Source organism: Burkholderia sp. Ax-1719, from assembly GCF_011753055.1.
GTDB lineage: Bacteria > Pseudomonadota > Gammaproteobacteria > Burkholderiales > Burkholderiaceae > Paraburkholderia.
In genome coordinates, this window is sequence record NZ_VWWJ01000020.1 from 113236 (window position 1) to 125711 (window position 12476).

Annotated in this window: 12 protein-coding genes; 8 read left to right on the plus strand and 4 right to left on the minus strand. The window is 64.8% G+C overall.

The genetic code is table 11. From position 1 onward, the window contains the following. Positions 1 to 94: 94 nt before the first annotated feature. Together F3J17_RS27035 and F3J17_RS27040 are read right to left on the minus strand one after the other, a co-directional pair. Positions 95 to 1786 carry a glycosyltransferase family 39 protein gene (locus F3J17_RS27035; protein ID WP_167066377.1) on the minus strand — a complete coding sequence of 564 codons (1692 nt, stop codon included), beginning with the start codon at positions 1784 to 1786 and terminating at the stop codon, positions 95 to 97. 219 nt (positions 1787 to 2005) lie between these two features. Next, positions 2006 to 2380, minus strand: a complete 375-nt coding sequence (locus tag F3J17_RS27040; protein ID WP_167066486.1) for an Mth938-like domain-containing protein — start codon at positions 2378 to 2380, stop codon at positions 2006 to 2008. 478 nt (positions 2381 to 2858) lie between these two features. Between F3J17_RS27040 and F3J17_RS27045 the strand changes: the two genes are divergently transcribed. The 7 genes from F3J17_RS27045 to F3J17_RS36500 all read left to right on the plus strand — a co-directional run bounded on the left by F3J17_RS27045 (position 2859) and on the right by F3J17_RS36500 (position 9491). After that, on the plus strand, positions 2859 to 4097 hold the full coding sequence (locus tag F3J17_RS27045) for a pyridoxal phosphate-dependent aminotransferase (protein ID WP_167066380.1): 1239 nt from the start codon (positions 2859 to 2861) through the stop codon (positions 4095 to 4097). A gap of 75 nt (positions 4098 to 4172) precedes the next feature. Continuing rightward, positions 4173 to 5504 (plus strand): homoserine dehydrogenase, encoded by a 1332-nt coding sequence (locus tag F3J17_RS27050; RefSeq protein WP_167066382.1) that lies wholly within the window; start codon positions 4173 to 4175, stop codon positions 5502 to 5504. 16 nt (positions 5505 to 5520) lie between these two features. Next, entirely contained in the window at positions 5521 to 6972 is a 1452-nt protein-coding gene (gene thrC / locus F3J17_RS27055) for a threonine synthase (RefSeq protein WP_167066383.1), read from the plus strand. 165 nt (positions 6973 to 7137) lie between these two features. Beyond that, complete coding sequence (glp, locus tag F3J17_RS27060; protein WP_205194980.1) at positions 7138 to 8418, plus strand: gephyrin-like molybdotransferase Glp; 1281 nt, start codon at positions 7138 to 7140, stop codon at positions 8416 to 8418. 37 nt (positions 8419 to 8455) lie between these two features. Further along, complete coding sequence (gene moaD, locus F3J17_RS27065) at positions 8456 to 8713, plus strand: molybdopterin converting factor subunit 1 (protein WP_167066385.1); 258 nt, start codon at positions 8456 to 8458, stop codon at positions 8711 to 8713. 23 nt (positions 8714 to 8736) lie between these two features. Then, positions 8737 to 9216, plus strand: a complete 480-nt coding sequence (locus tag F3J17_RS27070) for a molybdenum cofactor biosynthesis protein MoaE (protein ID WP_167066387.1) — start codon at positions 8737 to 8739, stop codon at positions 9214 to 9216. 146 nt (positions 9217 to 9362) lie between these two features. Beyond that, positions 9363 to 9491: a hypothetical protein gene (locus tag F3J17_RS36500; RefSeq protein WP_275692928.1), complete on the plus strand. Its 129-nt coding sequence runs from the start codon at positions 9363 to 9365 to the stop codon at positions 9489 to 9491. On the opposite strand, the gene F3J17_RS36630 is transcribed toward F3J17_RS36500, so the two are convergent. Next, positions 9488 to 10873 carry a M23 family metallopeptidase gene (locus F3J17_RS36630; RefSeq protein ID WP_167066390.1) on the minus strand — a complete coding sequence of 462 codons (1386 nt, stop codon included), beginning with the start codon at positions 10871 to 10873 and terminating at the stop codon, positions 9488 to 9490. The genes F3J17_RS36500 and F3J17_RS36630 overlap by 4 nt on opposite strands. Positions 10874 to 11170: 297 nt before the next feature. Beyond that, a complete protein-coding gene (locus F3J17_RS27080; RefSeq protein ID WP_167066392.1) occupies positions 11171 to 11722 on the minus strand; it encodes a group III truncated hemoglobin in 552 nt (183 codons plus the stop codon). Positions 11723 to 11876: 154 nt separating this feature from the next. On the opposite strand from F3J17_RS27080, the gene F3J17_RS27085 reads away from it, so the two are divergent. Continuing rightward, the gene (locus tag F3J17_RS27085) at positions 11877 to 12428 is read left to right on the plus strand and encodes an Rrf2 family transcriptional regulator (RefSeq protein WP_167066395.1); all 552 of its coding nucleotides are present in this window, start codon (positions 11877 to 11879) and stop codon (positions 12426 to 12428) included. Positions 12429 to 12476: the final 48 nt, after the last annotated feature.

A 12476-nucleotide genomic window follows, 5' to 3' on the forward strand; every position in this document is an offset into this window, starting at 1 on the left:
CTGACGGCGCGGCAGGCATCTGCGTAAGCGCCCCGCATTATCGCTCAAGTGCGGGGCGCGATCGGCGCGCGGCCCGATGGGCGCGCGAACGCGCTCAGGGTTGCGGCTTTTCCACCACCACGCGACGCATGTCGCGTGCGATCACCTGCATCGGGAAGCCTTGCGCGGCGAGCTCTTCATAGCGCTGCACGGGCAGGAGCGCGAGCGCATAGCGTTCGTCCTTCCAGCGCTGTTCCCACTCGGCGACAGTCGGCACCCATTTTTGCGGTTCTTCGCTGATGCCGAAGGCCAGCTCGTCGGTGACCTGCACCATCGTCATCGAATGGCGCACGTAGAACGGCAGGGTGTGATCGAGCACGCCCACCGAGTAAAACGGCGTATCGGACGGCAGTTTGGCGATGGCGGCGCGCACGGCCGGTGCGAGCGGCGCGCCCGAACTGAGCGTGCCGAACACATCGTGGCCCGTGCCGGCGATGGTCGCGAGCAGCAGCCAGGCCGTGCCCAGCGCGAGCGCCGGCGATTGCGCCCCCGTTTCCGGTGTGCTTCGGGCGCGCGCGAAGCGCAGGCCTACCATGGTCGCGACAAAAGCGACGGCGGCCGCGGCGAACACCCAGACCTGGAATTCGCGATAAAGCGCATTCGGATTGCGCGAATCGCCCAGGCGCGTGAGCACGAAAGAACCGGCCATCAGCGCGACGGCCAGCAGCGCGTAGCCAATCAGGTGACGCGACCATTGCCTGCGCGTCATCAGCGGCAGATAGAGGCCGATCACGAGCGCGAGCGGCGGAGCGATCGGCAGCACGTACGAAATCAGCTTCGAGTGCGACGCGCTGAAGAACAGGAAGATGAACGCCGCCCACACCAGCATCAGCGTGACGGGCGCGAAGCCGTTAGGCTGGCGCGGCGTGCGCAGCGCGTGACGCACGCTCTGAACGCTCACCGAAAGCCACGGCAGGAAGCCCACCAGCATCACCGGAATGAAGTAATAGAACGGACCGGGACGGTTCTGCGCGGGCGTCAGATAGCGCTGGAACTGCTGGACAATGAAAAAGAAATTGAAGAATTCGGGGTTGCGCTGTTGCACGAGGATGAACCACGGCGAAACGATCGCGAAGAACACGATCAGGCCGCTCACCAGATAGAGGCGCTTCCAGAGCGCCCAGTCGCGCGCGACCAGCGTGTAGAGCACCAGCACGGCGCCCGGCAGGATCAGGCCGACGAGTCCCTTCGAGAGTACGGCCAGCGCCATCGCGCCCCAGCAAACCCACATCCACAGGCGTGCGTCGCGCGTCGGCAGGTTCGGGCGCTGCGCCAGCAGCAGCGCGCAAAGTGACAGTTCCATCCAGAACGACAGGCCCATGTCGAGCGTGTTGAAGTGGCCCATCAGGTTCCAGTACGGCGCGCAGGCGAGCACCAGCGCGGCGAAGAAACCCGTCGCGGCATTGAACACGCGCGCGCCGGTAAAGCCGATCAGCAGCACGCCTGCGAAGCCCGTCAGCGCCGTATAGAGGCGCGCCTGCCACTCGCCGATCCCGAACCACGCGAAGGTGAGCGCGTTCATCCAGGTTTGCAGCGGCGGCTTCTCGAAATACTTGTAGCCGTTATAGCGCGGCGTGATCCAGTCGCCGGAAGCGAGCATCTCGCGCGCCATTTCGGCGTAGCGGCCTTCGTCGCTGGGCAGCAGATGGCGCCAGCCAAGCGGAAGGAACCAGATCACGGCGAGCGCGACGATCAGCAGCAGGATCGCGCCACGGGTGAGCGGCAGCCTCGAGGGCGTATCGTTCATGGATTGCAGCCTGTTCTTGTCAACGTTGCGGGCTTGCGGGCGGTGCGGCGCACCGGGTTTGCTGCCTCGGGCGCCCGCGACGCCCGCGCGGCGCGCAAGTGTACTACGGCGCGCAAGGCGAACCTGAAGGCGAGCTTAAGGGCGAACTTAAGCGTCTGCTGCGGATGAAGCTTTCACTGGCTTGCTATTCGTCGCCAGCGGGGCCGAACCAGGTTCTAATCACGCTTCGATCAAAAGCGCGGCGGCCACGCGGCGGCCTTCGGCCATAAGGATGTTGTAGGTGCGGCAGGCGGCCTTGAAGTCCATCGCCTCCACGCCGATCCGTTGGGCGGCCAGCGCCGCAGTCAGGCGCGGATGCGGAAAGCGCAGCCGCGATCCACTGCCGAACACCACCACTTCGGGCTTGAGCGGCAGCAGCATGTCGAACAGTTCGGGGGTGAGGGCGTCGAAGGCGTTCACCGGCCAGGGGACGACCGGGTCTTCGGGCAGAACGAGAATGCTGCCGTTATGACGAACGAGGTTGATTTCGACGTAGTCGGCGCCGTAACCGGTGACGGTATTGAGAGCGGCGCTGGAGTCCTGGTGTAATTTCAAAACGGAATTCCGGAAGATCGCGGGCAGGGCGGTCGCGCGAATCAAGGCGGGAAAGCAGGCGGACGACTCGTGCCCGACTCGCGCCCCGTCTCTTTCGCGCCCGCGGCTGGCGGGCCGGCGCGGCTTCTTGCGCATTGCGGAAGTCGGCCAAAATCCGCTAAATTATAGCTTTTTGGTGGCCGCACCGACGCAAGTACCCCTATCTGGTGCAAGCTTTGCGTGTCACCACGAGCGGCAGCCCCTGCAGCGTCCGCTTCATGCCATCCGTGCGGCGCATCCCTTGCCGCACGAACGCAGTCACAAGCTGCAGGCTGGCCTCATCCGCGTTCGACCGCGTTCGGGTAACTGTCTTCCCTGCCGCCCGCGCGCCGCAAACAGCGACCCGACGCGCAGCGCCTCGCGCCGCTCGCTCATCCGATCAACCCCGTTTTCAGCCCTTACCCGGCTTTAAAACCAGGCTTTTAATCCACCGCCCGCCGTGAAACCGATCCTCAAATCCAACAAGCTGCAGAACGTCTGCTACGACATCCGCGGGCCGGTGCTCGAGCATGCCAAGCGCCTCGAAGAAGAAGGCCATCGCATCATCAAGCTGAACATCGGCAATCTCGCGCCGTTCGGTTTCGACGCCCCGGACGAAGTCGTCCAGGACATGATCCTGAATCTGCCGGGTTCCTCGGGCTATTCGGACTCGAAGGGCGTGTTCGCCGCGCGCAAGGCGATCATGCATTACGCGCAGCAAAAGGGCGTTAAAGGCGTCGAACTCGACGACATCTACATCGGTAACGGCGCGTCCGAGCTGATCGTGATGGCCATGCAGGCGCTGCTCAACGACGGCGACGAAGTGCTGCTGCCCGCGCCCGACTATCCGCTCTGGACTGCGGCGGTGAGCCTGTCGGGCGGCACGCCCATCCATTACATCTGCGACGAATCGAATGCGTGGATGCCCGATCTCGACGACATCCGCGCGAAAATCACCCCGAACACGCGCGCTTTGGTCGTCATCAACCCGAACAATCCCACGGGCGCGCTGTATTCGGACGAACTGCTGCTTGGCCTGATCGAGATCGCGCGCGAACATGGCCTGATCCTGTTCGCCGACGAGGTTTACGACAAGATCGTCTACGACGGCAAGACGCACACGGCGATGGGTTCGCTCTCCGAAGACGTGCTGACGGTGACGTTCAACAGCCTTTCCAAGAGCTATCGCGCGTGCGGCTATCGTGCGGGCTGGATGTTCCTCTCGGGCATGACGGGCGAAAACCGTCGCCGCGCCAAGGACTACACGGAAGGTCTGGGCATTCTGGCGTCGATGCGTCTGTGCGCGAACGTGCCGGGCCAGTACGCCATCCAGACGGCGCTGGGCGGTTACCAGAGCATCAACGAACTGATCCAGCCGGGCGGCCGTCTGTATCGCCAGCGCGATCTGGCCTACAACATGCTCACGGCGATTCCGGGCGTGACCTGCGTGAAGCCCGAGGCGGCGCTTTATATGTTCCCGCGCCTCGATCCGAAGCTCTACCCGATCCAGGACGACCAGCAGTTCATCCTCGACCTGCTGTTGCAGGAGCGCGTGCTGCTGGTGCAGGGCACGGGCTTCAACTGGAAGCAGCCGGATCACTTCCGCGTGGTGTTCCTGCCGAACGTCGACGACCTGACCGATTCGATCAACCGGATCGCGCGCTTCCTCGACGGCTACCGCCAGCGGCACGGCACCTGAAGCACACGCGCCGGCCCGCCGGAACGCCAGAAACAACGCATTTCCTTCTCACACTCTTAGACGAACACACGCTGCATGGATCCGATCAAAGTAGGTCTCTTGGGCTTCGGCACGGTAGGCAGCGGCACCTTCACGGTACTGCGCCGCAACCAGGAAGAAATCAAACGCCGCGCGGGCCGCGGCATCGAGATCGCGCGCATTGCCGTGCGCAATCCGGCCAAGGCCACTACGGCGCTCGGCGCTGAAGCGGGCAGCGTCGAGCTGACGACCGACTTCAACGCCGTGGTCGACGATCCGTCGATTTCCATCATTGCTGAAATGATCGGCGGCACCACGCTCGCCAAGGACCTCGTGCTGCGCGCGATCAGCAACGGTAAGCACGTGGTGACGGCCAACAAGGCGCTACTGGCGGTGCACGGCACGGAGATCTTCCAGGCCGCGCGCGCCAAGGGCGTGATGGTTGCGTTCGAAGCGGCGGTGGCGGGCGGCATTCCCATCATCAAGGCGCTGCGCGAAGGTCTGACGGCCAACCGCATCCAGTACATCGCGGGCATCATCAACGGCACGACCAACTACATCCTGTCGGAAATGCGCGAGCGCGGCCTGGACTTCGCGACCGCACTGAAGGCCGCGCAGGAACTGGGTTACGCCGAAGCCGATCCGACTTTCGACATCGAAGGCGTGGACGCCGCGCACAAGGCTACGATCATGAGCGCGATCGCGTTCGGCGTGCCGGTGCAGTTCGACAAGGCTTACGTGGAAGGCATCAGCAAGCTCGACGCCATCGACATCAAGTACGCGGAAGAGCTGGGCTATCGCATCAAGCTGCTCGGCATCGCGCGCCGCACGGACAAGGGCATCGAACTGCGCACGCATCCGACGCTGATTCCGGCCAAACGCCTGCTGGCGAACGTGGAAGGCGCGATGAACGCGGTCGTGGTGCACGGCGACGCGGTCGGCACGACGCTGTACTACGGCAAGGGCGCGGGCGCGGAGCCGACGGCTTCGGCCGTGGTGGCCGATCTGGTCGACGTGACGCGTCTGCACACGGCCGATCCGGAACATCGCGTGCCGCACCTGGCGTTCCAGCCGGACAGCCTCTCGAACACGCCGATCCTGCCGATCGACGAAGTCACGAGCGGCTACTACCTGCGCTTGCGCGTGGCCGACCAGACCGGCGTGATGGCCGACATCACGCGCATCCTGGCGGACAGCGGCATTTCGATCGATGCGCTGCTGCAGAAGGAATCGGAAGAAGTGGATGCGCAAGGCAAGGCGGAAACCGACATCATCCTGATCACGCACGAAACGATCGAAAAGAACGTGAACGCGGCGATTGCGCAGATCGAAAAGCTGGCGACGGTGAAGTCGTCGGTGACGAAGCTGCGCATGGAAGGACTGAACTAAGGCTAAGGGCAAGGCAATGAATTACGTATCTACGCGCGGCGCGGGCGCCGGCGAGCATCATTCGTTTTCGGACATCCTGCTGGGCGGCCTCGCACGCGACGGCGGCCTCTATCTGCCGGCTGAGTATCCGCAGATCAGTGCGGAAGAACTCGCGCGCTGGCGCGGTCTCTCGTACGCGGACCTCGCGTTCGAGATCCTCTCGAAATTCGCCGGCGACATTCCCGCCGACGATCTGCGCGACATCACGCGCCGCACCTACACGGCGCAGACGTACTGCAACGTGCGCCACGGCGAAGACGCGAGCAAGATCACGCCGCTGACCACGCTCGGCGAGGAAAACGGCGCGAAGCTTTCGCTGCTCGAACTCTCGAATGGTCCGACGCTGGCATTCAAGGACATGGCGATGCAGCTGCTCGGCAATCTGTTCGAGTACGCGCTTGCCAAGGCTGGCCAGCAACTGAACATCCTGGGCGCGACCTCGGGCGACACCGGCAGCGCCGCCGAGTACGCCATGCGCGGCAAGAAGGGCGTGCGCGTGTTCATGCTCTCGCCGCACAAGAAGATGAGCGCGTTCCAGACCGCGCAGATGTTCAGCCTGCAGGATCCGAACATCTTCAATCTGGCCGTGGAAGGCGTGTTCGACGACTGCCAGGACATCGTCAAGGCCGTCTCGAACGATCACGCCTACAAGGCGCAGCAGAAGATCGGCACGGTGAATTCGATCAACTGGGCGCGCGTCGTGGCGCAGGTGGTGTACTACTTTGCCGGCTACTTCGCAGCGACGAAGAGCAACGACGAGCGCGTCTCGTTCACGGTGCCGTCGGGCAACTTCGGCAATGTGTGCGCGGGTCACATCGCGCGCATGATGGGTCTGCCGATCGAGAAGCTGGTGGTGGCCACCAACGAAAACGACGTGCTCGACGAATTCTTCCGCACCGGTATCTATCGCGTGCGAGCTTCGGCGGAGACGTATCACACCACCAGCCCGAGCATGGACATCTCGAAGGCGTCGAATTTCGAGCGCTTCGTGTATGACCTGCTGGGCCGCGATCCGGCGCGCGTGACGCAGCTGTTCCGCGACGTGGAAGAGAAGGGCGGTTTCGATCTGGCGGCAAGCGGCGACTTCGTGCGCGTGCAGCAGTTTGGTTTCGTGTCGGGCCGGAGCAGTCATGACGACCGCATCGCCACGATCCGCGACGTCTACACGCGCTACAAGACGATGATCGACACCCACACCGCCGATGGCGTGAAGGTGGCGCGCGAACATCTGACGCCGGGTGTGCCGATGATCGTGCTGGAAACGGCGCAGCCGGTGAAGTTCGGTGAAACGATCCGCGAAGCGCTGGAGCGCGAACCGGAGCGTCCTGCGGCGTTCGAGGGGCTTGAGGCGCTGCCGCAGCGCTTTGAAGTGATGCCGGCGGATGCGCAGCGGGTGAAGGACTTTATTGCTGGGCATACCGGGCTGTAAGCGAGAGTAGCCCTCTCCCCGACCCTCTCCCCGGCCCTCTCCCAAAGGGAGAGGGAGTTTCGTGCGCCCCTCTCCCTGCGGGAGAGGGGTCGGGGGAGAGGCGGCGCTACAATAACGACAGACCTCACTGTCGATGGCGCAAGCGCCTCGCCACCATCCCCACTCATGTCCACGCCCAATACTCCCTCCGCCGCACCGGCTCCGCGCGTGCCGATGATTTCGACCGCGGACGCGCTCGCGACCCTGCTGTCCGCCGCCCAACCGCTGGCCCAGACCGAAACGCTCTCGACCTTTGACGCGCTCAACCGCGTGCTGGCGGTCGAAGTGGTGTCGCCGCTCGACGTGCCGCCCATGAATACGAGCGCGATGGACGGCTACGCCGTGCGCGTGGCCGATCTGGCTCAAGGCGGCCGCCGCCTGCCGGTTTCGCAGCGCATTCCGGCCGGCCATGCGCCGCAGCCGCTCGCAGCGGGTACGGCCGCGCGCATTTTCACGGGTGCATCGGTGCCGCCGGGTGCGGACGCCGTGGTCATGCAGGAGCAGACCGAAAGCGCCGACGGTGAAGTGACGATCCTGCACAACCCGAAGGCGGGCGAATGGATCACGGCCCAGGGCGCGGACATCAAGAAAGATTCGGTGATCCTGCCGGTCGGCACGCGGCTTTCGCCTGCGGCGCTGGGCCTGGCGGCGTCGGTGGGCTGCGCGACGCTCACGGTCACACGTCGTGTCAAAGTGGCGGTGTTCTTCACCGGCGACGAACTGACGATGCCCGGCGAGCCGCTCAAGCCCGGCGCGATCTACAACTCGAATCGCTTTACGCTAACCGGGCTGCTGCGCAATCTCGGCTGCGAAGTGACGGACTACGGCATCGTGCCGGACCGGCTCGACGTCACGCGCGAGACGCTGCGCGACGCGGCCGCGACGCACGACCTGATCCTGACCTCGGGCGGCGTCTCGGTGGGCGAGGAAGATCACGTCAAACCGGCGGTGGAAGCCGAAGGCCGCATTGATATGTGGCAGATCGCGATGAAGCCGGGCAAACCGCTGGCCTTCGGCGCGGTGCGCCGCCCGCAAGAGACCGTCGCGGGCGCGAGTGCGCAAGGCGAGGCGTTCTTCATCGGCCTGCCGGGCAATCCGGTGTCCAGTTTCGTGACCTTCCTGCTGTTCGTGCGGCCGTTCCTGCTGCGTCTGGCGGGCGTGGCGCACGTGAGCCCGCGCGCGCTGTCGCTGCGCGCCGATTTCAGCCAGAACAAGGCCGATCGCCGCAACGAGTTTCTGCGTGCGCGCGTCAATCCGGCTGGCGGTCTCGATCTGTTCTCGAACCAGAGTTCGGCGGTGCTGACCTCAACGGTCTGGGGCGACGGCATCATCGACAATCCGCCCAATCATGCGATCAGCGCCGGTGAGACCGTGCGCTTTATCCCGTTCACCGAGCTGCTGTACTAAGTACCCATCACTGAGCACTGAGCCCCAGGTTTTATCGATGAAGATTCAACTGAAATTTTTTGCGAGTGTGCGCGAAGCCCTGGGCGTCGCCGATGAAACGGCCACCGTGCCCGATGGCATCGCAACGGTAGGCGACGTGCGCGGCTGGCTGCGCGCGCGCGGCGGCGTCTGGGCCGACATGCTGGCGGAAGGCCGCGCGCTGCGCATGGCCTGCAACCACGTGATGACCGAGCCCACCACGCGCATCACCGAAGGCTGCGAAGTGGCGTTCTTCCCACCGGTCACGGGCGGCTAGGCCCGCGCCAGGAGGAACTGATCATGCCTGTACGCGTACAGACCGAAGATTTCGACCTGTCGACCGAAGTCGCGCAGCTTCGCGCGCACAATCCGGCGATTGGCGCGGTGGCCTGTTTTGTCGGCACCGTGCGCGATCTCAACGACGGCAGCAGTGTCGCGGGGATGGAACTCGAGCACTATCCGGGGATGACGGAAAAGGCGCTCGAAGCCATCGTGACGCAGGCGCAGCAGCGCTGGCCCGGCATCGAGGTGCTGGTGGTGCATCGGGTGGGCAAGCTCGCGCCGCTCGACCAGATCGTGCTGGTGGCGACCACCTCGAAGCATCGCGGCGATGCGTTTGCTTCGTGCGAGTTCGTGATGGACTACCTCAAGACCGAAGCGCCGTTCTGGAAGAAGGAAGAGACCGAACACGGCGCGCGCTGGGTCGACGCACGGACGAGCGACGATGCGGCGCTGGCCCGCTGGGGCGTGAAGTCGGGTAATGCCACTGACGAAGCCTGAGCAAGCTTTTCCTGATTCTCGACGGGCTGGGGCTGAGCCTGCTGGTGATGCCGCGCGCGCAAGCCCTCGATGTTCTGGACCGGCTGGGCAGCGCCGCAAGCTGACGACACCCGGCATACCGGCGACGCCGGACCGGAGCGCCGCTTATGCGCCACTTCCTGCACGTTTCTACCCACGGCGAACCCGTGGGCTCGCTCGGTTTCGAGCCGCGCGAGGACCGTTACGACTTCAGCTATGCCGACGACTGGCGCGCTCGGCGTTGTGAGCGTGTTTAGCCCATGTGCCACGGCTTCATGAGCGACGCGGTGCGTTCCGCAGCTGGCGGCAGCGACGGCAGCGCAGCGAGGCGCGTACGGGCCGTTTCTACACGCGCATCGAAGGCGGTGCGTGCCAGACCCGTCAGCGGTGCGATGAATTCGCGCGATGTCAGCGTGAGCGGATCGATCGGCTGGTCGTAGCGCCGGACTTCGAAGTGCAGGTGCGGCCCGGTCGTCGTGCCGGTGCGCCCGACATAGCCGATCACCTGACCTTGCTCGACGCGCTGGCCGGATCGCAGCCCGGCCGCCCAGGACGCAAGGTGCGCATAGCGGGTCGAATAGCCATCGTCGTGACGCAGCACCACCAGCTTGCCGTAGCCACGTCCGCTGGCGGCCAGTTCGAGCGTGCCCGCCGCGGCGGCGTAAATCGGTGTGCCGATCGGTGCGGTCAGATCGACGCCCGCATGAAAGCGCGGCTCGCCGAAGACCGGATGCGTGCGCATGCCAAACGGCGAACTCACGCGCCGATAGTCGAGCGGCATGGCGAACGGCCTGCCCGCGAGCAGCTTGCCGTCGAGCGTGTAGTAGGCGCCCTGGCCGGAGTCCGGCGCGGTGAACCACAGGGCGTCGTAGGTTTCGCCTTGCAGGAGCAGCGAAATCGAGGCGATGCGAGGTGTGCCCTGTCCATCGGCGAAGCTCAGCATCACACGGAACGCGTCGCCGGCTTGCGCGGGGGCATCGGGGTCCACGTGACCCGCGAAGAGTGCCGTGATCTGTGTGGCGATGCTGGCGGGCAGACCAGCTTGCGCGAGTGCGTCGCGCAAGGTCGTGTCGATCGGGCCCGCTGACGCCTGAATTGTGCTGGCGGTCAGCCCGGCACCATCAACATCGCTTGTCGGGAGCGGGATAATATGGCCGGACCATCGGTGTGCATGGGGAACGTTCGCCAATTGCTCGTCGTACAGGTCGGCAAGCGGCAGACACATCGAGGCGAGACGCGAGCAGACGATGGCGGCTTCGTGCTCGTCCGGCTGCATGCGCATGCCGAACGGCGAAATATCGGTGTGCTGTGCGGTGTTTTGTGCGAAGGGTTGAGCGAATACGCCATCGACGTCATGCAACGATGGCCAGATGGCGTCGAAGGACGTCACCGGCAGTGTTCCCGGCGCGCTTATGTCTTCCGCAAACGGGGCGTGGGTGAACACCGGGCCATAGGAGGACGCCGTCGACATGGCGGCATGCGCGCCGGACGTGAACGCCGAGGTCGCGCACAGCGCCAGCAGTACGGCAACGCCGTAAAGCGCCTTGCGCCTGAGCGGCAGGCTGGTCGGCGTGCCTGGCCGGGAAGTGGTTTGCCCGCGGTCGTGCCCGCGCGCGAGGAGTGAGCGAAAAGCGGCCACGTCGAGATCTCGCGATGAAAAGAAGAAAAGAGGCGCGGGCAAAAGCCGCCATGCAGGTCAGTACACGACAGCGGCGCGTGGCAAGGATCGGGATCATCGCGCCGCGCAGCCCAACGAGCGATGAAGAAATTTTACGAATCCGCCTCAGGCGAATCTGTAGAACGAGTTCGAATGGAGAGGTGGGAGGGCGCGTCTGGCGATTGACCTTATGCGCATAAAACGGGGGCGGATTGATATTCTATTGCAACTAACCGCCAGTTTTGTGCGGCCACGCTGACTGGGTGGCGCGCGTCCTACTCAAGCGGCTTCGTCCTGATCCATCGAACGGCCGATGATTCTGGCCGGAAACGGCTCGCCAGCAGGGCGTTCGGGCAGATCGTGACCGTGCCCTGCCGGATGGCGGCGCGGCGCAATCGCATCGAGCAATGCCTGCTGTTCGGCCGGAATCTTGAAATCCCAGCCGAAGCGGCTCAATTGCAGGCTTTGCGCGATGCGCAATGCCGGTTCCATGAACTGCACGGCCGCTGCGGGTTCGTAGTGGGCCTGCACCGTATCCAGAAAGAGATACAGCCAGTGGCTGAAATGCTTCGGCTCCACGCCGGCCACGGGTTCGTGCGCCTGCTGCACATTGCCGCGATACGACTTGCTGCCGAGCACGAGGCTCGACCAGAACCGGACCATCTTCGGCAGATGTTCGTCCCAGCGGCCGGCCAGCGCGCCGTCGAAGACCGGGCCGAGCAGGGAGTCGGCGCGCACGCGATCGTAGAACGCATAGACGAGTTCGCGGATGTTGTCTTCGGTGGGGGCGGTGTGCCGTGCGCACGGGGCGCTGGCGTTGGGGTGATTCATGGCTGGGCCTGCGGGTGGGGTCGGGATCAAGCGTGGGATCAAGCGCTGAGCGGATCATGATACCCAGGCTCGCTAAAACGTGCATGCCGCTTGCATGTTAATGTATGGCTTCCACCTTCAGTGATTCAGTACCCCTGCCCAGAGCGCCGTCCCCATGAGACTGACTGATTACACCGACTATTCGCTGCGCGTGATGCTGTATCTCGCCTTGCGCCGCGACGGCCTTGCGACGATTCAGGAAATCTCGGACGCCTACGGCATCTCCAAGAACCATCTGATGAAGGTGGTCCAGCGTCTGGGCGAACTGGGTTGGGTCGACACCGTGCGCGGGCGCAACGGCGGGCTGCGGCTCGCGCCGAACTCGCCGTCGCTGAGCGTCGGAGCCGTGGTGCGCCAGACCGAGAACGATTTCGCGCTGGTCGGCTGTTTTCCGGATGAGCAGGGCGAACGCCGGCAGTGCGTCATTGAGCCGCAATGCCGCCTCAAACACGCGCTGGCGGCGGCGCGCGATGCCTTCCTCGCCGAACTCGACCGTCACACCATCGGCGAGATTGCGCAACCGGCAAGCGGCCTCAGCGGCCTGCTGGGTCTGGCGCCGATCGAGTTCGTGCCGAATATGGCCAAGTCCGTGGCCAACTCCGCCGCAAACCCCGCCGCAAACCCCGCCGCAACCGTTGCGCCGCGCGCTCCATCGCGCGAGCATTGAGTCCACGCGCAGCCGCGCCTTTACCTCTCGCTTATCTCAAGCCCGCAG

What these genes read in the sequence shown, in the direction of transcription:
- F3J17_RS27070 (WP_167066387.1), top strand. Translation starts at nt 8,737, where the DNA reads ATGCCTGTACGCGTACAGACCGAAGATTTCGACCTGTCGACCGAAGTC.
- F3J17_RS27035 (WP_167066377.1), bottom strand. Translation starts at nt 1,786, where the DNA reads ATGAACGATACGCCCTCGAGGCTGCCGCTCACCCGTGGCGCGATCCTG.
- F3J17_RS27080 (WP_167066392.1), bottom strand. Translation starts at nt 11,722, where the DNA reads ATGAATCACCCCAACGCCAGCGCCCCGTGCGCACGGCACACCGCCCCC.
- F3J17_RS27085 (WP_167066395.1), top strand. Translation starts at nt 11,877, where the DNA reads ATGAGACTGACTGATTACACCGACTATTCGCTGCGCGTGATGCTGTAT.
- thrC (WP_167066383.1), top strand. Translation starts at nt 5,521, where the DNA reads ATGAATTACGTATCTACGCGCGGCGCGGGCGCCGGCGAGCATCATTCG.
- F3J17_RS27050 (WP_167066382.1), top strand. Translation starts at nt 4,173, where the DNA reads ATGGATCCGATCAAAGTAGGTCTCTTGGGCTTCGGCACGGTAGGCAGC.
- F3J17_RS36500 (WP_275692928.1), top strand. Translation starts at nt 9,363, where the DNA reads ATGCGCCACTTCCTGCACGTTTCTACCCACGGCGAACCCGTGGGCTCG.
- moaD (WP_167066385.1), top strand. Translation starts at nt 8,456, where the DNA reads ATGAAGATTCAACTGAAATTTTTTGCGAGTGTGCGCGAAGCCCTGGGC.
- glp (WP_205194980.1), top strand. Translation starts at nt 7,138, where the DNA reads ATGTCCACGCCCAATACTCCCTCCGCCGCACCGGCTCCGCGCGTGCCG.